23 protein-coding genes and 1 pseudogene are annotated in these 21,897 nt (G+C 38.3%); 4 read left to right on the top strand and 20 right to left on the bottom strand.

Going from position 1 to position 21,897, the window contains the following annotated elements:
* Positions 1-132: 132 nt before the first annotated feature.
* On the bottom strand, positions 133-1,050 hold the full coding sequence (gene dapA / locus GQR55_RS17375) for a 4-hydroxy-tetrahydrodipicolinate synthase (protein WP_166421585.1): 918 nt from the start codon (positions 1,048-1,050) through the stop codon (positions 133-135).
* A 170-nt stretch (positions 1,051-1,220) separates the two neighbouring features.
* On the opposite strand from dapA, the gene GQR55_RS17370 reads away from it, so the two are divergent.
* Positions 1,221-1,874 carry a DUF6058 family natural product biosynthesis protein gene (locus GQR55_RS17370; protein ID WP_166421586.1) on the top strand — a complete coding sequence of 218 codons (654 nt, stop codon included), beginning with the start codon at positions 1,221-1,223 and terminating at the stop codon, positions 1,872-1,874.
* A 9-nt stretch (positions 1,875-1,883) separates the two neighbouring features.
* Here the strand turns inward: GQR55_RS17370 and GQR55_RS17365 are convergent, their stop codons facing one another.
* From GQR55_RS17365 to GQR55_RS17335, 7 genes are all read right to left on the bottom strand, one after another.
* Entirely contained in the window at positions 1,884-2,648 is a 765-nt protein-coding gene (locus GQR55_RS17365) for a 2-keto-4-pentenoate hydratase (protein WP_166421584.1), read from the bottom strand.
* A gap of 138 nt (positions 2,649-2,786) precedes the next feature.
* Entirely contained in the window at positions 2,787-3,191 is a 405-nt protein-coding gene (locus GQR55_RS17360; RefSeq protein WP_166421583.1) for a hypothetical protein, read from the bottom strand.
* 108 nt (positions 3,192-3,299) lie between these two features.
* Complete coding sequence (locus GQR55_RS17355) at positions 3,300-3,458, bottom strand: hypothetical protein (RefSeq protein WP_007378675.1); 159 nt, start codon at positions 3,456-3,458, stop codon at positions 3,300-3,302.
* Between the two features lie 26 nt (positions 3,459-3,484).
* Positions 3,485-3,829: a hypothetical protein gene (locus GQR55_RS17350; protein ID WP_166421582.1), complete on the bottom strand. Its 345-nt coding sequence runs from the start codon at positions 3,827-3,829 to the stop codon at positions 3,485-3,487.
* Between the two features lie 431 nt (positions 3,830-4,260).
* Entirely contained in the window at positions 4,261-4,548 is a 288-nt protein-coding gene (locus GQR55_RS17345; RefSeq protein WP_166421581.1) for a putative quinol monooxygenase, read from the bottom strand.
* A gap of 78 nt (positions 4,549-4,626) precedes the next feature.
* Entirely contained in the window at positions 4,627-5,442 is an 816-nt protein-coding gene (gene dkgB, locus GQR55_RS17340) for a 2,5-didehydrogluconate reductase DkgB (protein WP_165728061.1), read from the bottom strand.
* Positions 5,443-5,601: 159 nt separating this feature from the next.
* A complete protein-coding gene (locus tag GQR55_RS17335; protein WP_165728062.1) occupies positions 5,602-6,774 on the bottom strand; it encodes an MFS transporter in 1,173 nt (390 codons plus the stop codon).
* Positions 6,775-6,890: 116 nt separating this feature from the next.
* On the opposite strand from GQR55_RS17335, the gene GQR55_RS17330 reads away from it, so the two are divergent.
* Both GQR55_RS17330 and GQR55_RS17325 read left to right on the top strand, forming a co-directional pair.
* Complete coding sequence (locus tag GQR55_RS17330; protein ID WP_165728063.1) at positions 6,891-7,778, top strand: LysR family transcriptional regulator; 888 nt, start codon at positions 6,891-6,893, stop codon at positions 7,776-7,778.
* Between the two features lie 107 nt (positions 7,779-7,885).
* Positions 7,886-8,926 carry a metal-dependent hydrolase gene (locus GQR55_RS17325; protein ID WP_166421580.1) on the top strand — a complete coding sequence of 347 codons (1,041 nt, stop codon included), beginning with the start codon at positions 7,886-7,888 and terminating at the stop codon, positions 8,924-8,926.
* 84 nt (positions 8,927-9,010) lie between these two features.
* On the opposite strand, the gene GQR55_RS17320 is transcribed toward GQR55_RS17325, so the two are convergent.
* A complete protein-coding gene (locus GQR55_RS17320; protein ID WP_166421579.1) occupies positions 9,011-9,967 on the bottom strand; it encodes a sensor domain-containing diguanylate cyclase in 957 nt (318 codons plus the stop codon).
* Between the two features lie 323 nt (positions 9,968-10,290).
* Positions 10,291-10,560, bottom strand: a complete 270-nt coding sequence (locus GQR55_RS17315) for a hypothetical protein (protein ID WP_166421578.1) — start codon at positions 10,558-10,560, stop codon at positions 10,291-10,293.
* 242 nt (positions 10,561-10,802) lie between these two features.
* On the opposite strand from GQR55_RS17315, the gene GQR55_RS17310 reads away from it, so the two are divergent.
* On the top strand, positions 10,803-11,066 hold the full coding sequence (locus tag GQR55_RS17310) for a type B 50S ribosomal protein L31 (RefSeq protein ID WP_166421577.1): 264 nt from the start codon (positions 10,803-10,805) through the stop codon (positions 11,064-11,066).
* Positions 11,067-11,371: 305 nt separating this feature from the next.
* On the opposite strand, the gene GQR55_RS17305 is transcribed toward GQR55_RS17310, so the two are convergent.
* The 10 genes and pseudogenes from GQR55_RS17305 to GQR55_RS17260 all read right to left on the bottom strand — a co-directional run.
* A complete protein-coding gene (locus GQR55_RS17305) occupies positions 11,372-11,758 on the bottom strand; it encodes an OsmC family protein (protein WP_166421576.1) in 387 nt (128 codons plus the stop codon).
* 82 nt (positions 11,759-11,840) lie between these two features.
* Positions 11,841-12,230, bottom strand: coding sequence for a cytochrome b562 (locus GQR55_RS17300; protein WP_166421575.1), 390 nt, complete (start codon positions 12,228-12,230; stop codon positions 11,841-11,843).
* A 168-nt stretch (positions 12,231-12,398) separates the two neighbouring features.
* Positions 12,399-14,177 (bottom strand): alpha-amylase family glycosyl hydrolase, encoded by a 1,779-nt coding sequence (locus GQR55_RS17295; RefSeq protein WP_166421574.1) that lies wholly within the window; start codon positions 14,175-14,177, stop codon positions 12,399-12,401.
* A 55-nt stretch (positions 14,178-14,232) separates the two neighbouring features.
* Positions 14,233-15,453, bottom strand: a complete 1,221-nt coding sequence (locus tag GQR55_RS17290) for a glycosyl transferase (protein WP_002958673.1) — start codon at positions 15,451-15,453, stop codon at positions 14,233-14,235.
* A complete protein-coding gene (locus GQR55_RS17285; RefSeq protein ID WP_166421573.1) occupies positions 15,446-17,191 on the bottom strand; it encodes an HAD-IIB family hydrolase in 1,746 nt (581 codons plus the stop codon). Before GQR55_RS17285 ends, GQR55_RS17290 begins: the two co-directional genes overlap by 8 nt.
* 144 nt (positions 17,192-17,335) lie before the next feature.
* Positions 17,336-18,574 carry a uracil-xanthine permease family protein gene (locus GQR55_RS17280; protein ID WP_166421572.1) on the bottom strand — a complete coding sequence of 413 codons (1,239 nt, stop codon included), beginning with the start codon at positions 18,572-18,574 and terminating at the stop codon, positions 17,336-17,338.
* A gap of 9 nt (positions 18,575-18,583) precedes the next feature.
* Complete coding sequence (gene upp, locus GQR55_RS17275; protein WP_007580883.1) at positions 18,584-19,213, bottom strand: uracil phosphoribosyltransferase; 630 nt, start codon at positions 19,211-19,213, stop codon at positions 18,584-18,586.
* Between the two features lie 146 nt (positions 19,214-19,359).
* Positions 19,360-20,316, bottom strand: a complete 957-nt coding sequence (locus GQR55_RS17270; protein WP_166421571.1) for a kinase — start codon at positions 20,314-20,316, stop codon at positions 19,360-19,362.
* A gap of 390 nt (positions 20,317-20,706) precedes the next feature.
* Positions 20,707-21,681 carry a transposase gene (locus tag GQR55_RS17265; protein WP_166421570.1) on the bottom strand — a complete coding sequence of 325 codons (975 nt, stop codon included), beginning with the start codon at positions 21,679-21,681 and terminating at the stop codon, positions 20,707-20,709.
* Positions 21,682-21,777: 96 nt separating this feature from the next.
* Positions 21,778-21,888, bottom strand: a pseudogene (locus GQR55_RS17260) (transposase); the annotation flags it as partial.
* Positions 21,889-21,897: the final 9 nt, after the last annotated feature.

The raw sequence follows: 21,897 nt of genomic DNA, 5'->3' as shown, positions 1-21,897 counted from the left end.
ACGGCCCAAAAGTAGGACCGTTCGAATTTCAAAAACTCGGTACACCATTAAGTCAAAACATGCTTAACTGAATGGTGTTAACCTTAGCGTGACTTTTATTTTAATAAACAGATTAAAGCTGCCACTTAATTACTAAGAAAGTAGTGCTATATCGCCTTGCTTAATACACTTAGCTGCGCCGCCTACAACATCGCTGTTATTTAACTCATTAATTAACACTTCGCCTTGAGCTTGTTGTTCATCATTAAGCGGTAAATACGGTAATCTAAATACTGGGTTTACAGCACCTGTCATCATCATGGCGGTATTAATAGCAATCGGGTTTGGCTCACAGAACAACCAGTTCATCAATGGTTGTAATGATGCATTTAGCTCGTTATTTGGCGTATCCATCAACTGACGGAACAAACCAGGTATAAGGTTAGAAGTAACCGAAATAACACCGTGCGCTTTATGTATGTGGCGCGCATCGTGACTTTCGTCATCGTTACCCGACCAACATGCAATACCTTGTTGTTCATAATGGGCAATACGTTCATTGCCGCCACACTCTTTAACACCAATAAAATGCTCATGCTTTGCCAGTGGCTCAATAATATCAGGTGTTAGGTCTTGACCTGTTCGCCCTGCAACGTTGTAAATAAAGGCAGGTCCAATATCTAACACACGCTTAAAGTGCTCTTTAACACCCGCGATTGACGTACGTCCGTAGTACGGATTAATTTGCAGTGCTGCATCCATACCGCTGGCAAAGCCATACTTAGTTGCTTTAATAGCTTCACGGGTATTGTTACTACCAGTATTACCAACAATAACTAGTTTGTCGCCATACTTATTTGCACTGTGCGCTATAAGCATTAAATGCTCTTCCCAGTTCATTAACTGGCCTTCGCCTGTTGTGCCACCGACTACAATACCATCAACGCCCGCTGCAATTTGTATTTCTACGAGTTCATCGTACTTTGCTAGGTCTATTTCACCGTTTGCTAAGTATGGCGTTTTGATAGCTGTAATAAGGCTTGCTTGTTTAATTTTCTCTAGGGTGCGCATAAAAAATCATTATTTATAAAACTTGCGCTATTTGTAACATAATTGCCGATACTTTTGGAGGTGTAGCGCACATTTAATTATAAAATCGCTTGTGTTATTAAGTTTGGTAATACAAAATGAATAACTGTATATATAAACAGTATTTTATTTTTAACGATACCAGAGGCTTTATGCGTTTATCTGACTACTTAGCAACTCATTTTTATAACACCGATGAACTGTGCCAAGCATTAAATATAGATGCAGATACACTTTTAGCTTGGCAAGAGCGAAGTGTTTTCCCCAAACCAAGCTACTGTATTAAAAGCCAACTTAGCTGCAGCTCATATTCAGGCTTATATGAATGTGAAGAGTATGACGACTACTACCCGCGCGGCTGTGTTAATTGGGGGCAAGGTCTTTTAAAACAAAAAATAGAATCATCAAGCCACGCTTTTAATTATTTTGCACAGCAATATACTGCAAGCCTAACTAAACTCGCTCAGCAAGGATTTACGTTTAACGAAGAGTTATTTGGCTGCGAAATAGACGAGCACCTACAACAAGTTTGGCAACAGTTTTTATGCAGTAAGTACGGCGTACTTACTCAAAATGGATTAATAGACGAAATAGTCTCGGTAGATATTGGCAGGTTATTAGTTGACGACATTACAGAGTTGCGCAGCAAAGCGAGTTTAAACCAAGACGAAAGAGCGCTACTACACCCAGCCATGAAGCTTTTAAACAAAGCACTAGGACACGGCGCTGACCATGAAAAACAACAAACATTGCGCACCCGTTACATAGATGCGCTTATTTTAAAGTACGATTTGTCTATCAAATAACGTTTAAATTTACTTTGATAAAAACGTAGTGCTAAATGACCCCAAGTCTTCGTAACTAATCGTGGTTAACTGATCGGTATTAAGCTCAACAACACCACAGTAAGAGCCCGTTATAAACACTTGCCCTGCTTCTAAGTTGATTCCTTTGGCTGATAAGTAATTAACCGCCCAATAAAGTGGAAGTTGCGCAAGTTCTGCAGGGTGAATACCCGCCAAGCTTAACTCAGCTTCAGTTTGCTTAACGTTAATGTTTACACTACTTGCGTTATACGCTTTGGCTTTATCTATTTTTGGGCCTAAATACACGCCTTGATTAGATAAACCATCGGCCTGCTTTTCAATGTGAGTGCTTGGAGTGTCTTCATCAAACCTTTTTTGAATAAGCTCAAGTGCTAAGTGGGCGCTGGCAAATGCAGTATCCACGTCTTCATTTGTATAGGTTTTATTACTTGGTAAATCGCTTTGCAAAATAAATGCAATTTCTGGTTCTATCAGCGCTTTATCTTTTGTTGTATACAGTGGGCAATTTTCAGCTTGTTTTATAGGTGCATGTAAAAGAGGTGCTAATATAATTGAGCCATCATCTAAAGGCAGCATACACTTCCAGCCATATACAGTTTGATCATTTAAATAAATCATCAACTTTTGTACTTCTATTGCATCGTCAGTCGAGTCTAATACCAACTCTTTAGGAAAGTTTGAACGTGCTGGGTTTTCTTCTCTTTGTGCCATTAAGTGAGTAGCAATTAGTTTTAGCTGTATTGAGTTGTTCACATAAATCTCTTTAAAATACGTTACTGGTTAAGCAGTAAATAGGAAGGATTGCATTATTAATGTGCTAGTTTAGGCATTAGAACATAATGTTAAATGCCTATAATTAAAATTGTATTTAAAACAAAGCGTGGTAATTATTTAAGTATCAATAGATTTAAGCGATCGTAAAAACATCCCTAAGCCGCCAAACGCTAAAATTATAATAACAATCAAATCAAACGACGTCATAGTCCGCATGCTAAATCGAACACTCGATATAACGCCAAATATTAGTGCGGTTAACGATCCTAGCGATAGCACCCAGCCTAAAATGTTTTTAGAATTATAAAAAATCAGACCCACACCAAAAATAAACGGGATCATAACCATGCCGCCTGTAACGCCAAAGCCACCTAAAGCATTAACACTATAAATACGAGAACTTAGTCCAAAATTAGAGGTTACCGAAATTGCGTTTAGCAGCATATAAAAGCCGCCGCACATCATAATCAAACCGATAAAAAAATGCCCAATACCACCAGAGCTTCCACCCGCACCTTTCATTATTAATTATTCCTTTTATATTTTTAAATTAATCATTTTAAATGGTAATTGCTCGACTATTAACATTTACCGCTGTAAACGTAATCAATCAGTGCAAGCGCGAAAAATTTATCGCGTAATTACATGCCAAATAACATAAAACCAAGATAAAAAACCATGCAAGATTGCCCATAACACAGACTCGTTAGCACTCCATGAAATGGCAATTGCTAGGGCTGTACCAAAAGAGACTCCATATTTTACTATTTCATTTCTTGAGTTTCTCATTAATTATATTCCTCGATTCTAACTTATTAGCTGCTTGATTTATTTACTAAAACTGAAAACTCTTTACCATCAATATTTATGCTTGCTTCTTTGCCCAGCTCAACGACTAAAGAAGGTGCCATATGTTTTTCACCTAATTTCAGGTCGGTTGCTAAGCTTACGGTCGAGTCATCAATTGGCGTTAGTGTAAGGGCAAAGCTATAGGAATTATCAACTGAAACTGATGCCTCTTCGTTTGAATTTACTACTAAAGTAGGTGAGCCAATTAGGTTTTTATTATCATAAAATTTAGCGTTCACTACAAAACTATCATTAGCTTGTGCAAATGAGACAAAGCCTAAAAACGCTACTATTGCCATTAATTTTTTCATTAGTATCTCCATATAAATTGATACAGCTTAAAGCTATTAAGGCTTTATTGGCTGTGATTTTTCAGCTAGCAATTTTCTAGTGATTGATGTTACATCGTTCACTATACTTTCCATGCGCTAAGGCACTTAACAGTGCCTGTTAGTGTTTCTATATTTACACCAGAGAACTTTAATGTAAACAATAAATTAAATAAGCCATCTATTAGAGTAATTTGTGATACAAATAACGACTTTTAATAATTTTATGGAGCATTTTAGATTTCGCCACACTGCGAATTAACAAGAAAGAGTCCTATTAGGTTTCATTGATATATTGGGGAAATTAAGTATTTAGGTCGGCTGGGCTGAGGATAAAAGGTGATGTAAGTTAACAGCACCTGTTTGAGTATTTACTTGGTTATATGTAATTTAGCTAGGTGGTATAAAAACGCTTAACCAATTGATCTATATACATCAATACTACTATTGGTTAAAAGCCCAGTAACCTGCGTACCAAACGCTTTAAAGTGTGGCTCGTTTTTATGCGCTTCAAAGTGCTCATCAGACGCCCATTGTTCGCTAACTACATAGTCAGTATGCTCAGCATCACTTTTTACCGATAATTCATAACGTAAGCACCCTACTTCTTGGCGCGATGACTTTTGTAAGTTTTCAAGTGCTGTAAGCATTACATCTGCATCAACATTTTTGCACGATAGTGCAGCTATAACCGTTAACATGTGTATTCCTTATAAAAGTTAAGGTGTAGATAATCTACACCTTAAAATATTTAATTTAACTTTGCGTTTGAGGTAAGTTTACTGATCCCACTGCGGCGCAAAGTCTGGTGTTGCTTGTCGGTCGCCACAATCTAAGCCATCAATGCGGGCTATGTCTTCATCATCTAATTTAACATGGTCGTTAAAGTTATCTTCCAAGTTTTTACGCTTAGTTGATGATGGAATTGTCGTCATGCCATTGGCGTTAACCCATGCTAAAACAACTTGTGCCGGGCTTGCATCATGCTTTTTAGCAATATCGATAATGGTTTGATCTTTAAGCACCTTACCTACAACAAATGGCATATATGCTGTTACATGAATGTCGTGCTGGGCACAAAAAGCACGCAATTTAGTGTTAGTTAAGTACGGGTGTACCTCAACCTGATTGGTAAATATTTCACGTGAGTCAAGCGTTTGCATTGCTTCATTTAAGTTTGCAATAGTGAAATTAGAAACACCAATGTGCTTAGTTAAACCAAGCTGCTTTGCTTTTAATAATTCAGTAAGGTATTCACTCATTGGCTCGTCGTTAGCAGGCGATGGCCAATGAATTAGCAGTAAGTCGACCGAATCAACTTGTAGCTTTTCAAGTGACTTTTTAACGCTTGGAATAAAATCGCTTTTATTTAATTTGTTATTCCACACTTTGGTAGTTAAGAATATTTCACTGCGCGGAATATTGCTGTCTTTTATAGCTTGACCTACTTGCTCTTCGTTGCCATAAATTTGTGCGGTATCAATATGGCGAAACCCAACTTCGAGTGCCATTTTTACTGAGTTATAGGCAGTGTCGCCCTCTAAGCGGAATGTTCCCATACCGAGTTCTGGCATTTCTATTACACGTTGTGTCATGGTTTATCCTTATAAAATAATCGGTTTTGAAATACAAACTTCACTGAAGCTTTACGAAATACACCTTTTACTTATTATTACGACTTTCACTTAAAAATCTATGACCTCATAACAGGTATGAGGTCATTAATTTTAGTTTCAACCTTAACAGAGGATAGTTTACGCTTGCTGAATTTCACGTTTATCAAGCATACCGCTGTAGCGTGTAACACCGAGTGCTAAAACAGAGATAACAGCGCCTATCCATGCTGTATCTTGCAGGGTCATATTCTCTACTACGCTACCGCCAATAATTGAGCCAAGTGCAATACCAATATTAAATGCGGCTATGTTTAAACCTGATGCAACATCTACTGCATTTGGCGTGTGCTTTTGCGCTTGCTTTACTACATAAAGTTGCAAGCCCGGTACATTACCAAAAGCAAATGCGCCCCAGACTAAAATAGTAAGTACAGCGGCAATTTTTGATTCCATCGTAAAGGTAAATATCAGTAAAATAATACTCAAAGCGCTAAATATAATACTTAGTGCGCTAATTGGGCCGCGTTTGTCAGCTAACTTTCCACCCCAAATATTACCTATCGCTACCGATACACCGTAAACAAGCATTATTAAAGCAATAGCCGAAGGCGCAAAACCTGTTTGTTGCTCTAAAATAGGTGCTAAATAAGTAAACGCTGTAAACGTGCCGCCGTAGCCTAATATAGTCATTAAATATACGAGTAATAAACGTGGTTTTACAATTACTTGTAGTTGCTCTTTAAACGTTGCTGGTATTGATTGTTTTAAGTTTTTTGGTACTAAAATAGAGCTGCCAATTAATGCAATTAAGCCTAATACCGACACAACTAAAAACGTAGCACGCCAACCAAAGTGCTGGCCAATCCATGTACCTAATGGCACACCAGTTACTAATGCCACAGTAAGCCCGGTAAACATAATCGCAATTGCACTGGCTTCTTTATCTTTACTTACTAAGCTTGTGGCAATCATCGATCCAATTGAGAAAAACACACCATGGGCAAGCCCCGTTAAAATACGCGCAAGTATTAATGTTTCGTAACTTGGCGCTTGCAAAGCAAGTAAGTTGCCCAGTACAAACAAACCCATTAAGCTTATTAATACCACTTTACGATTCCAACGACCTGTTAAAGCTGTTAGCACCGGCGCACCAATAGCAACGCCAACCGCATATAAACTTACAAGCAAACCCGCTGAAGGTAGGCTTACGCCCAAGTCGTTTGCAATGGTGGGTACTAATCCCACTATTACAAACTCAGTTGTTCCTATTGCAAATGCGCTTAAGGTAAGCGCCCACAAAGCCAATGGCATAGTTATATCCTCATTAATATATGAAGAATGTAGTTTGGCTAAAATATCATTTGCAAAAAACATCATTAGTGACAAAATACTTTTGTTAATAATGCAAAGATGATGTTGGTATACTTATGGCTGTTCATTCAAAAACTGAAGATTTAGAAACGTTTATAACGGTAGTAGATTGCGGAAGCTTTTCGGGTGCGGCTAATTTGCTCGATCAACAGGTGGCTAAAGTGTCGCGAGCTGTATCACGCCTTGAAAATACATTGCAATGCACTTTGCTAAACAGAACAACACGCCGATTAGAACTTACCGAAGAGGGTCATACTTTTATAAAATATGCGCGCGAGGGGTTAAATACGCTTTATACCGGTGAAGAAGCCATAAAGCTTTTAAAACAAGCGCCAAGTGGTAAGCTGCGAATAGATGCTGCAAGCCCTTTTGTATTACACCAACTTACGCCTTTAATTGGCGAATTTGCTAAGCAATACCCTCACATAACGCTTGATATAACCTCGCACGACAGCATTATTGATTTACTTGAACATAAAACCGATTTAGCCATACGCATTGGCGATTTAAAAGACTCAAACTTACATGCTCGTAAACTCGGCAGCAGTCAGTTACGTATTGTAGCCAGCCCAGAGTATATAAAAAACAACACAGCAATTGCGCAAATTGATGATTTACAAAATCATAAGTTAATTGGTTTTAGTGACTCCCCTAAATTAAATACCTGGCCATTAGTAAAACCCGCTTTATTCACGTTTTCACTTAGCGCAAGCAGCGGCGAAACAGTGCGCCAACTATGTATTGCAAACCAAGGCGTTGCGCTACTTTCTCACTTTATGATTGGCAATGACCTAAAAACAGGTAAATTAGTTGAAGTGTTACCCAATGCAATTAGCTCGCCAAATAACCGAGAAATTATACAAGCCGTTTATTATAAAAACAGTGCGGTATCGTCTCGAATTGTGGCTTTTTTAGATTTTATAAAGCCTAGGCTTAGTTTATAAATTCTGGGTATTAATATGCTTATCAAATATTTCAAATGATTTTTTGACGCTTTTTAATAATAAAAAAGTATAAATAACAAAAGTAGTAATTAAAGGTATTAATCAAAATGGATTCTTTAACGCAGGTAGCATTAGGCAGTGCTGTAGGTTATGCGGTATTAGGCAACAAAGTAGGCCGAAAAGCCGTTTTGTGGGGCGCTATTTTGGGCACACTCCCTGATTTAGATGTATTTTTGCCTTATGGCGGCTCTGTAGAAGCATTTACTTATCACCGTGGCTTTAGCCATTCGTTATTAATACATTTATTAATTAGCCCACTCATTGTATGGCTAATATTAAAAGTACACGCGGGAATGCAAACTTATAAAGTGCGCTGGTTTTGGCTAGTATTTTTAAGTTTATCTACACATGCCTTATTAGACAGCCTAACGGTATACGGTACACAATTACTCTGGCCTTTTACTGAGTACCCCTTTGCGGTTTCTAGTGTGTTTATTATTGATCCCGCTTACACGCTTCCTTTATTAATTGGCGTAATATGTACGCTAATACCCAAAATAAAAGCAGCAACGGCTTATCGTATAAATACAGCAGCCTTAGTTTTAAGTAGCCTATATTTATTCTGTGCTTTAATTTTAAAAGTAAATATTGATAACAAGGTAAAAACGGCCCTCAATAACAGGCAAATACCAGTAAATGCTTATGTTAGTACGCCTGCACCGCTAACTACTTTGCTATGGCGTATTGTTGTTATGTCTGACGGGCAATACTATGAGGGTTATGCATCAGTATTTGACGCGCCCAACGATGTTACTTTAACGGCTTATCAAACGACGCCTTCATTGTTAAATAATATTAGCGATGAATGGGCTATAAAACGCTTGCAGTGGTTTACTAAAGGGTTTTATTCGGTGCGCCAACAGCAAAGTAATGTTGTTCTTTCTGATTTACGTATGGGTATGGAATGCAACTATGTGTTTAATTTTGTAGTGGGTCAAAAAAATGGTTCAGAAGTAAACCTTGGTAACTTTGAAAAAATAAGTCAAAGGCCAAAATTAAACAATCTTCATAAAATATGGAACAGAGTTTGGCAACCAAATGTTTCTTTAGCATCACCCGCTGCAAAAAATGACTGCAATAGCGAATAAATGCATATTATAAGATTTGTACTAACTTGAGTTATATAAGTGAAGTTCAAGCGGCAGTAAAACTACATAGTTGTGTAATTAAAGTTACTGCTGCTTTTTTTGCTGATACATTGCAACATCAGCGTCTTGAATCATATCCTCAACCGATTTACCTGTATCGTGTTTAAAGTGTGTTACTCCTACACTGTAATCAATTTTATAAGGTTTATTTAAAGTGTCATTAGCATGCTCAATTGCATCAGCGAACCGTTGCAATACGATCCCTGCTTTTGTTTCATCTGAGTCGCTTAACATCGCTACAAACTCATCCCCCCCAAGTCGGCCTATTACTTCACAATCTCGAAATGAACTAAGCATAATTTGTGCAAATTTATTTAATACAAAATCGCCTTCGTGGTGTCCATAAATATCATTAATTTGTTTAAATTTATTGAGATCAAACAATATAAACGACATTGATACTTTATTTCGTCTACATAAATTTAATGTATGCTCGGCAAGACTTAAAAAGCCACGTCGATTAGAGATTCTTGTTAACTCATCAATTGTGGCAAGTTGAATTGATTGAATTTCTTGCTCGACTAACGTGCCTAAATCTCTTAGTAATTGTTTTTCTTCATCATTGAGTTGTCTAGGTTTACTATCAGCAAGGCACAAAGTACCTATAATGACTCCTTCCCGTAATTTTAAAGGAAAGCCTGCATAAAAGCGTACTTTAGGATCGCCTGTAACAAAGGGGTTATCAAAAAACCTTTCGTCCTTTGCTGTATCTGGGATTATTAATAACTCGTCTTGATTTATGGTGTGGCCACAAAATGAGGTTTCGCGAGGAAGCTCAGGCGCATCAAGCCCCTGCCTTGATTTAAACCACTGGCGGTCTTCGTCAATCAAGGTAACCAATGAAATAGAAACATTAAACATACGCTTGGCAATACGAGTAACACGATCAAAACGCTCTTCATGCGACGTATCTAGAATTTTTAATGCTCTAAGCGCGTGTAATCGCTCGGCTTCGTTACTTGGGATCTTAGGTTTAATCATTAAAGCTCTGTTAATTTTAGATGTTTTATAAATTATGAGATGGGAGCGAATATTTTCGAGTATATAACCCGATAAACTTTTTTAAACTTTAAACAGTCTGCCTATTAAAACTAGAACATTACCTTAAAATAGCAATAAATACTTATGAATATCAGTAAGTCGTACCTAAATAAAGATAAGATAAATCCGCAAAAAATTATGATGAAAACAGGTGGGATCAGTGGTTGATTCGACGTAGCTACTCTTTAATACAAAAAGTAGTAGTGGCTATTTAGTTTTATTTAAATAACCACTGGATTTGGCATACATACAAAAAAAGCACTTTAATTTTGGTGCTCATATTGTCCACGGTAAACTTCAAATACTTTTAAAACAGTATGTTGCTCTTTAGTTAGGTTATCAAACCAATCATCGAACAGCTCATCGTCTTCCTGTTCACTAAGTGCCATATACCGCGCTAATAATTCTACAATATCGTTATGGTTGCAGGTTAAAGGGTTTAATTGCTGCGCCAAGGTACTGTGGTCGCGCTCTCTTAGGGTTTCCATTACCCCTTGATCAATTTGTTCTTGTTGTTGTGTTGCGTCGCTCATACATAACCTCTGTAATAACTTTATAACCGTATTTGTTAACGTTTTTAACTCTTAAATATAGTTATAACAGCCTAAACGGCAATAGCCAGCATTTTTAATTTAAGTGCTTATTTTTTGATTTATTTGCACAAATAGCCAGCAATTACGGCCTTTTTGAGGAACATTTAAATAATTTGCAATGAGGAAATAAATACGTTAAATTTAAATGATACATTATCACATACCATTTATTGAGACGTATTATGAAACCAAATATTCATCCTGACTACTACGTGGTTGCTTTTCACGATACCGCTGCCGATTCTTACTTTATTATTGGCTCAACCATTAAAACCGATCGTACAATCGAGATAGATGGTAATACATACCCATACATACCTGTTGATGTTTCAAGTGACTCGCATCCATTTTACACCGGTAAGCAAAAAACGGTTGCTACAGACGGTCGCGTTGCACAATTTAACCGCCGCTTTAAAAGCCTGTCTACGGCTAAAAAAGGCGATTAGTAAAAGCTTTAATAATAACTCACTTAGTTAAGTTATCTATTTTGAAGTAATTAACCGTGTCGATAGTAAGGAAAATTACGTTATTTATTTACTTTTAATCAGAAATTTTTAACGCTTTTAATGTCAGATCTCACCATTAAAATTGATCATCTGTCATTACGGATAGGTATAAGCGGACTTAAAAATATAAGGCTTAACATTTTAAGTAATGCAGAATATAAAGAAAAAATAGCAGAATTGTTGTAGTGATACCGCCGGGCTTTTAATGTTACTCGGCGGTATTTTTAAGCTTTATAAGCAGGTGGTTATTTAACAACTACCGAGAACTCAGGTACTGCCTGAATCACTTTTTTAACGGTACAGGTATTTACAGCTGCAATAAGCGCCTTTTTATACTTATCAGGGAAGCCATCTGGTAAGTTAATCTCTATTGAAAATAACTTTTTACCGTTGTCATCTACATTTTCGTTATTTTGTGTGAGCGTCATACCTTCAGTGGAAATATCGCGTTGCTCACAAAATTTACGTGCATAAAAACCTGCACATAAAACCATACTTACTAAAAAGTAATCAAACGGTTCAGGGAATTCAGCCCCGCCACCAGCATTTATACTTTGATCGCTTATTACTTCTAGGTCGCCAAATTTAGCGCTTTGCTTTTGGCCTTCTAACATTGAAACTGAAATTTCCATTGTGTTTCCTTATATTTATTGCTGCAGATACCTTTAACGCAATTAATTAAAAGTAACTCCTAAAGATACATAGTGTTTAGGTTTACGAACCGAATAGTAATTCAAAGAATCCTGGAGGCTCATGTAACTCATGATATTTTTTACGTAAATTATCTATATTTTTCAGTGGTTCTTTTGCCGCACTTAGCCCCTGCTCGTTAGCTGCTTTTTTTGCAAGTTCAGCTTGAGTAATCACTTTATCAAGGCCTTGTAATGATTGTTCAGCTTTTTTGTAAAACTTAGCCGTTTTACTTACTTTTACCAGCTTAATAAATTCATCGATTGCGGTATTAAATTCGTCAATCTGTGTAGCCTGCACTGCTTGTTTGTATGCAAGGCCGGTGTTTTTCATATTTATTTCAAGATCGACTGGCTGCTGGGCTAAAGCCAACGAGCTAAATAGTAACGTAATAGCTAAATAAAAATACTTCATGAAAAACCCTATAAATAAAAGAGGGCTAATTATATCAATTATAGTGATGAAAGTAACTCTACAGAAAGAATATGCTATTAACTGGTGTAAAGGGGCTTTACAGTAAACAACCACAGAATTTAGGCAATAAAAAAGTCTGCATTTGCAGACTTTTTAAAGAGTTAGCATTTATTTAATATTACTCAGCCACACACTTTGATACGGCTCAAGTTCTATTGTTAATTGGCTTTCTTCAATCGTTTTATCTGCCACCAAATCAAACCACTTTTGAGTATTAATCAAATTTAGGTCGGCCAATGTGAGTGTTTGTGGTTTATCGCTAATGTTATAAACACAAAATATGCTTTGGCGACGGTCAATGCTTTGCCTCCAAAAGCCAAATAACCCACCTGCTAAATGCAGCGTAAACTGTGTAGCATTTGGGTGAAAGGCACTTTGCTTTTTACGTACTGCCAATAAGCTTTTTATGCCGTTGAACACTTTATGATGATGGCTATACTTTTCGCCAATGGCCGCTAATAGCTTTGACTCTTGCCAGCGATGGCGGTTTATAGCGCGGTTATGCTGTGAATTTTCAAATCGCTCGTAATCGTTAGTTGTACCTAATAAACTGTGAATATAAAGCCCTGGTATGCCTTCAAGTGCAAACATAATGGCGTGAGCACACATAAACCGCTCAAGGCCAAACTTATCTGGGCCATTGTGCGTCCCTTGGAGTGCATCAAATAAAGCAATATTTAGCTCGTACGGTGTATGTGTGCCATCGTTACTTGTACGCATTGATACACGACCACCAAACTGCATGGTTGTACTTACTAGTGACGCCACTTCGCTGGGTTGTAGTAAACCTTCAATGGGTCTGAGCCCTATTCCATCGTGCGAGGCTATAAAGTTAAAGTATGCAGTACCATTTTGCGCAGGCGGCATGCTCATCATCCAATGTTTAATTGCTGTGCTATCGCCGCTAAGTAATGTGTGTAGCAACAATGGCGGTAAGGCAAAGTTATAAATACTGTGCGCTTCGTTAGCATTACCAAAGTACGATAGGTTTTCTTGGTTTGGAATATTGGTTTCGGTAATTATAACTACGCTGGGCTCTGCGTGCTCAATAAGTGTTCGCATTAGCCTTACGGCTTCATGTGTTTGCGGCAAATTTATGCAACTGGTATTAAGCTGCTTCCACAAAAATGCGACCGCATCGAGTCTAAACAAACGCACGCCATTGTCTAAATAATGCCTAATTATTCCCACAAACTCTTTAAGTACCTCGGGGTTTGCAAAATCAAAATCAACCTGATCGTGACTAAACGTACACCACACGTGCTTTTCGCCGCTTGGCGTAGTTACAGTATTTAATAACGATGAGGTTCGCGGGCGTACAACTTGGCTTAAATCATCCGTTAAGCTCGCCGTTTTGAAGTAGTCTTTACCCGGGTGTAAATCGTTTAAAAAGTTCTCAAACCATACGCTTCTGCTTGAGCAATGGTTAATAACTAAATCTGCCATTAGCTTTACGTCTTTAGCGATATTTTGAATATCTCCCCAATCACCTAACGACTCATTCACTTGCACGTAGTTCATTACCGCAAAGCCTTCGTCTGAGCTGTACGGGTAAAATGGCAATATATGCAGGGCATTTAGCTGCATATCGCACTGCTCTTTTATAAAGCGGTGCAACGTTTTAAGCGGTGCTTCTATTGGGCTTGATACAGCAAACTCACTATTGTCGTGTTTAATAATAGAGTCGCCATAAGCAATCAATACTATATCTTGCTCATCCCATCTGTTTGTATGGGGGGTCGGGTCGCGCAGTGCATTGCTACCTAATATAATTTTAATAAGTTGCTGAGCAAGCTCAGTAACCGATAAAGGCAGCTCAACTCCCTCATAAATAATATGAAGATGTTGCTCTACTCGTTGTAAAAATAATTCGCTAACTGAAATCACATGCGCCCCTAATATTTATTGTTTAGACTTATAGGCTAGTTAACCTGCGTACAGGTTAACTATATTCTTCGTTATCTAGCTCTACGGCTTCTTTTAAGCGCTCAAGTACGTCTGGCATTGCTGATACAACACGGTTCCAACTTGGCACAAATGGCGCTTCCATTGGGTTTTCTAAAAAGTGTTGGCCTGCTTCCATAATATTTTGTGCAAACATTTCTACTGCTTTTTCTTCTTGGTGAACATCAAGCGTTAAGCCGTTCATAAGCGCATCGTTATGATACGTTTCTATAAAATCTAGACCGATACGGTAGTACGTTGCTTTTAGTGAGCGAATTGTTTCGCTGGTAAAAGTGACACCTTGAGTTGCCAGCTTTCTAAACAATGCCTTAGTAATATCAATCGACATTTTAGACAAACCTGCACTTTGGTCATCAAGTGAAAGTTCTTGGTGCTTATGATCGTAATTATCGGCAATATCTACCTGGCACAAGCGGTTATGTGAATAGTTACGATACATTTCACTCAGTACGCCTATTTCAAGGCCCCAATCACTTGGAATGCGAATATCGTTTAATACATCGCGTCTAAACGAAAACTCACCAGCTAATGGGTATCTAAAAGAGTCCATATATTCAAGGTAGTCTGTATTGCCTAAAATTGTTTTAAACGAGCGAAGCAGTGGCGTTACTAATAAGCGCGATACACGGCCATTAATTTTGCCATTAGCAGTACGCGGGTAAAACCCTTTACAAAATTCATAGTTAAAACGTGGATGCGCAACAGGGTAAATTAACCGCGCTAGTAAGCTTCTGTCGTAGGTTAAAATATCGCAATCATGCAGCGCAATAGACTCTACTTCCGCTGTTGCTAATTTATAGCCCATGCAGTACCACACATTACGGCCTTTACCAAGCTCACGCGGTGCAACACCTAGCTCTTGTAATTCTTTATCGAGTGCTTGTAAGCGTGGGCCGTCATTCCATAATACTTTGTGGTTTTGGTTTAACTCTTTAAAAAAGCCAAGTGCATGGCGGTACTGTGCTTCGTCGGCTCTATCTAGCCCAATAGTAATTTGTGATAAATACGGTACTTCGCGTAATTCACTTACTATATTTTGAAGCGCAGGGCCTTCTAATTCACTAAATAACGAAGGGAGTATTAATCCCATTGGACGCTGCTTACTAAAAGTAAGTAGCTCTTTTTCTAGGTCTTCTATTGGTCTGTCGGCAATGTTATGTAATGTTGTAATAATGCCATTTTGATAAAAATCAGCCATGAGATGTTTGCTCCTCAGAAATACTTAAAATACTGCTAATGCACGGCAACGATGTTATTTCTTCAATCCAGCCCAGCGGTGCCGGTGATTGAGAGTATCGTGCTTTGTTGTGCGACAATTTAACCGGCTTTTTACTCGCCGGATTGGCAATAATAATGGCGATATTTGCGTGCTCTAACATTTGCTTATCGTTATCGCTATCACCCAGTGCTATAACCGTGAGAGGCTTTCTGAAATGATGGGTAAACTGTTTAACTAACCACTGCTGTGCAGCGCTTTTATCGGTATTTTTGGCAATATGAATGAAGCGTCCGCCAATTTTTATATCGTAGCCGAGTGCTTCAACATCGTTTACAAAGGCTGTGAGTAATTCGTCGTTGCCATACCAATAAAGAGGGTCTGAATAATCGCGAGTTTGTGCGCGTCTTGCTTGTGCATCGCTAAGACCGGTAAGCTCTGATATTTGCTCACTCGATAAGTCACTAAACAATTTGTAATGCGCTTTGTAATCCGCCTTTAAAGTATTTAAGTCCTTTAATAAACTCGATAACGGCTTTGCCATTGCATAACACCAGTACGCGCCTACTTTTTTACAACCAATTGGCTTTAATTCAAAATAGTCTTCTGGAATAAATACCGCGGCACCGTTTTCGACAATAAAAGGCTGTTGAATATTTAAATCGTTTTTAAGCTCGATAACTTCGCAAAAAGTTTTGCTGGTATTAAACACCACAGGAATATGCGCATTTTGTAGCTGCAGTAATAACTCACTGATATTATTTGTATTGTAATCAGCGTGATCGAGTAATGTGCCGTCCAAATCTGTAAAAATAATAGGTTGAAGGGTGTCGTCACTTGTTAGGTGCATACCGCTAATATCGCGGTTGCTATCAAGTTCAATTAACGCATTTGCTTTAGCGCTCAGTGTGTTTAAGTTCTCACGCGTAATGCGCTCAAAATGAGAAATAAAATACACCAATTGCTCGTTAGTCATGGTGCCTGAGCCTTCACCTTTTTTGGCTATTAGCTTTTGTTCTTGCTCTTGTCGCCATGTAAAAACATCACTAAAACTCGGTGCTTTTAGCATAACGGTATAATCAATTAGGTTAAAAACGGCTTTATATTCGTTTGCTAAACAGCTATTTACACAGCGGCGCCAAACGCCTTCTTTATCAAACTGTTGCTCTAACTCGTTAAGCGGCTCACTCAATGAAAACAGCGGTTGTGGCTCACTGCCCACGCACCACCCTTCTAAAATAACAATATCAACTGGCTTTTCATTTGTTAGCCAATCATTTGCTGGTACGCAGTCGTCTTCGTGTTTATTAAACCGTGGAAGCGGTACGTTTACCTCTCCTGCCAGTAAGTTAGTTATTGTGCTATTCATTAATGCTACGTCGTGAGTGCCCGGTACTCCGCGAGTAGTAAAAAGAGGATGTACATCTTTGGCAAGCTCAGTACGTGCTTGTTTTGCTAAATAAAAGTCATCAATCGACAATGCAACACTGTTAAGCGGTGTGTTTTTAGAAAACCAGGTAACTAAAAAGTCGGCGAGTGTTGTTTTTCCTGAGCCTTGGCATCCATTTATGGCAACAAAAATAGGAGTATTTGTTTTTTTAGATTCGAGGATGTCATGCGCGAGCGGAACAAAATATTGCTCACTCAAATATTGATACTTTAAAGGCAGTTGGTGTTTTGCTAAAAACGGGGTTATATCCACAATATTGGCCTCTGACATAGTTACTCCTTTGCATACAATGCGTCTGGGAGTTAAATGCAGGTACTAGACCATTATTATTTTTATATATTTATTAATAGGTTAAAAAAATAGCGCATTATAAATGCGCTATTATGGTGCAATCTATTTAGCTAATGTGCAAAATTAAACTTTTTCAGGCTCTGCTTTTGGTAATACTAAGTTAAGTACTATTCCTAAAATAGCGCAAAGGCTTACGCCCTCTAAACTAAATTGGCTGCCACCAATATGCATACCGCCAATACCGCATACTAAAATAAGTGCAACAATACTTAAGTTACGTGGTGCTGTTAAATCATCGCCCGACTTAACCAGTGTATTTAAACCCACTACAGCAATAGAGCCAAAAAGTAGAATCATAATGCCGCCCATTACTGGCACAGGAATAGTTTGCAAGCCAGATCCCATTTTAGCTACAAACGCTAAAATAATGGCAATAACAGCTGTCCACATCATTACTTTAGGATTGAAGTTTTTGGTAAGCATAACTGCCCCCGTTACTTCTGAGTAAGTAGTGTTAGGCGGGCCGCCAAATAATGATGCCGCAGAAGTCGCAAGGCCATCACCAAACAAAGTACGGTGAAGCCCAGGCTTTTTCAAAAAGTCTTTATTGGTTACTTGGCTAATAGCCATCATATCGCCAATATGCTCAATTGCAGGTGCTATTGCTACAGGTACCATAAACAAAATAGCCTGCCATTTAAACTCAGGCCAAGTAAAGTTTGGTACAGCAAACCACTGTGCGTTAGTCACTGCGTCAAATTGCACAACGCCCATACCAAGCGATAAACAATAACCCGCTACAACCCCTGCTAATATAGGTATAAGCTTAAATACGCCTTTTCCCCATACTGCAAAAATAAGCGTAACCACTAACGAGAACAACGAAATGTAAATAGCGCTGGTGTAATCAATAATTTGAATACTGCCGTCGCCACTTTTACCCATCGCCATATTTACAGCAACAGGTGCAAGCGCTAAACCAATAACCATAATTACAGGGCCTACAACCACAGGCGGTAAAATTTTATGAAGCGTTGCAACGCCTTTAAATTTTACTAATAAGCTTAAAAGCATATAAGCAAAACCCGCGACCATTAAGCCTCCCATGGTGGCCGGCACGCCCCACATTTGCACAGCGGCAATAATAGGTGCAATAAAGGCAAATGATGAAGCTAAAAATATAGGCACTTGGCCTTTAGTCACTACCTGAAACAGCAAAGTACCCATGCCTGCGGTAAAAAGCGCAACATTAGGATCTAAGCCCGTTAAAAGCGGCACTAATACCAGCGCACCAAATGCTACAAACAGCATTTGCGCGCCCGTTAAAATAGTTTTTATTGAAAAGGTGTCATTATTTTGCACTTAAGACTCCTAAACAGTACCGAATATTTTGTCGCCCGCATCGCCTAAACCAGGGATAATATAGCCCTTTTCGTTTAAGTGGCTATCTACTGAGGCTGTAAATATTTCTACGTCGGGATGTGCTGTAAGTGTTCTTTCAACACCTTCTGGTGCTGCAACTAGTACAATTACTTTGATTTCTTTACAGCCTGCTTTTTTAAGCATATCGATTGTGGCAATCATTGAGCCACCCGTTGCAAGCATAGGGTCAATAACTAAGCTTAAGCGCTCATCAATATTACCTACTAACTTTTCAAAATATGGTACTGGCTCTAGTGTTTCTTCGTTACGTTCAAGACCAACAACACTTACTTTAGCCGCTGGTAATAACTGCATTACACCGTCCATCATGCCAAGACCAGCACGCAAAATAGGCACTACGGTAATTTTTTTACCTTTAATATGCTCTACTTTTAATTTATTGCCATCCCAGCCTGTAATTTCGTTATCTTCTAACTGTAGGTTTTTTGTTGCTTCGTAGGTTAATAAAGTACCTACTTCAGAACACAATTCACGAAAGCTTTTAGTGCTAATACCATGCGCGCGCATTAGGCCTAATTTATGTTGAACAAGAGGGTGAGAAATAACGTGAATAGCCATGATGTAAACCTAGTGATAGAAGAATTTGCGGTATTTTATATTAAAAAAGGTCATTTGACCTGTAGTTTTAACGAGATTTTCATACATCGTGCCAAAATGTATTGTTTTGCTTGATATTTATGCAAGCCATCAACCCTTTGTGTTTATTAAATGTTACTCGCTAACCAGCTGTTTACTTGCTGTTGCATATAACTATTTATTTTTTGATGCTCAGGGCTCCAGCCAGCTAAAAATCGATAAAAGTCAGCCCATGCAGCAGGCCATAAAGCGAACCAATCGTTAGCTATTTTATCGGCAGGTGCTGTAGGGTGATAAGTAGTAATAGCATTCTTTAAATTATCAAAATAATACGCAAGATACTCATCAGCGCTTACGTGTAATTGTGCATCACTTAAGTAACTGGTCATAAAATACATTACATCAATTATTCCGCAACCTGCACCTATATACTGAAAATCATAACCGAGTATTTTACCACTCTCATTTGCTGCAAAGTTAGCAAGTTTTGCATCGCCATGAATCAGCGTTTTATAGGCACAACTTTGTAGCTGCTCATCTATTTTATGTGCAGCATTTTTAATATCGGACTTTTTATCAAGGTTATCTTTTAGTTTATTAAACTCATCTGGGCGCGTGCTTAAATGCCAGTAATTGCCTTGCTGCCATAACCCTTCAGCGGGTTTACTTAAGTTAAACGCATGAAAGTGTGCAAGCCACTTTAATATAGCTTTAACATGTTGTGGCCCCGCTTGAGTAAATCCATGTTTGGTGAAATCTTTAAACACCAGCGCATATTCATCGCCTTTATTAATTGCGCTTATACATTCAATACTTTGCGCATGTGCTGGTAAATGCTGGCTATAAAGCTTATAAAAAGTGTATTCAACGCTATAGGAATACTGCTTTCTTTCAAGCGCAAATTCGCTTTGCTTAATTTTAGGGTGGTGTATATAGCTGGGTATTTTAATAGCTTTAACAACACAGGCTTTATCATCAAGCTGGCACTGCACAATACTGCCACAGCCACTCCAAAGTGATGTTAGCGTATCGCCAATTTCAATGTGCTTAAAATGAGGTTGTAATAAAGGAATGTAAAATGCCATGGTAAAAATAACTATCCGTTTGTTTTGCTTTGCTTAAATTAGACCCACTCTTTACGAGCTATGAGTCTAAATTGCACGTATGAAAATGGCTACATAATTGCAGTTTTAATTTTTACTGAGTAGTTTAAGTTTTATGCCAGTAGCTTTTCGCAGTTACTGACAGCTAAACTAGACTGACAGCTAAACTAGACAGCCACTCTAATTGAACAAACAAAATGTTGCCATTAAATTTAATTTGTAGGTTAATAATATATCTTTTATCGACAGGTTATTTTCATTTCATCCATCAAATAAGTCACTAGCGCTCTTAATCTAAATTGCACGCATGAAAATGACTGCATGGTGCAGTTGTGATTTATTACTGAATAGTTTTATTGAGTAGTTTACGTTTTATGCCAGTAGCTTTTCGCAGTTACTGATATTCGCTCGCCGCTTTCGCTTTAAGTTTTCACAATAACCTTCTTGTGAGGCTGGCCTGCCCACTGCACCATGAAATACGCGCGTAAATTGGGTTGTAAGCTTTAACCAGTTTTCTGGAGATATATTCACCCTTTCTAGTAAAGGCAAGTGTGTACTCTCAATATACCCTCGCTTGTCTTCTCGTATACAACGTCCTGTCAATTCAACAAGTTCAAGGTACGATTTAAGCTCAAACGGGAGTCCTTTTGGCATTATTTGACGTGACACGCCTGCAAAGCGAAGTAGTTGTTTTGGTTGTTTGCTATCCTTTGCGCATGTTAAACGCTTTTGTACGCTGGTATGATCTGACTCTTCTGGTGTGTTAGCCATTTTAGCTCTAATGGGATTTAAATCGACATAGGCCATGCAAGCTGCAAGTGCGGCTTCATCAAGAAGTGCTTGCGATTTGAATCTGCCTTCCCAGAATCTACCCGTGCAGTTATCTTCTTTATTTGCTCTGCGCGCAATGTCTTCATTTAATAACCGCATAAACCAGCTGATACTTGCTAAGCGCTCGCGGTATTGCTTAACCGTTTGATTGAAAAAGATGAGTTCAACTTTACTTAGCTTTTCACCTTGTACATATTTTTGCGTTAACAATGTGCCTTTGCAGAGTTTATGCCAGCGAATAATAATCGCTTTATCATTCAGCCTATTTGCTTTCTTATCATCAACATACAGTACTAAATGGGTATGATTACTCATAACGGCATAAGCACATACATCAATACAAAATACCTTGGCTAATTCAAGCAGTTTGTCTTCAACCCAGCCTCTACGATGCTCGTAAGACTTACCTGTAAAACGGTCTTCGCCACATAAAAATGCACGGCGTACACAACGTGAAATACAGTGGTAGTATTTTGTATCAACCAAACTTACTTGACGCTTTCTTGCGATTGCCATAAGACACCCTGCTTGTTTTTTGCACTAAATAAAGGCTAGTCTTTAACTTCGAAAAGCGCAAAATTTAGAGTGGGTGTCTTGTTTATTTCTTTTCATGCCTGTAAAACGGTCTTCGCCACATAAAAATGCACGCCGTACACAACGTGAAATACAGTGGTAGTACTTTGTATCAACCAAACTTACTTGACGCTTTCTTGCGATAGCCATAAGACACCC

Source organism: Pseudoalteromonas sp. Z1A8 (genome assembly GCF_011378855.1).
In the GTDB taxonomy this organism is placed as follows: Bacteria; Pseudomonadota; Gammaproteobacteria; order Enterobacterales; family Alteromonadaceae; genus Pseudoalteromonas.
The sequence above is the reverse complement of the archived record's forward strand: the minus strand, read 5'-3'. Positions and strand labels throughout refer to the sequence as shown.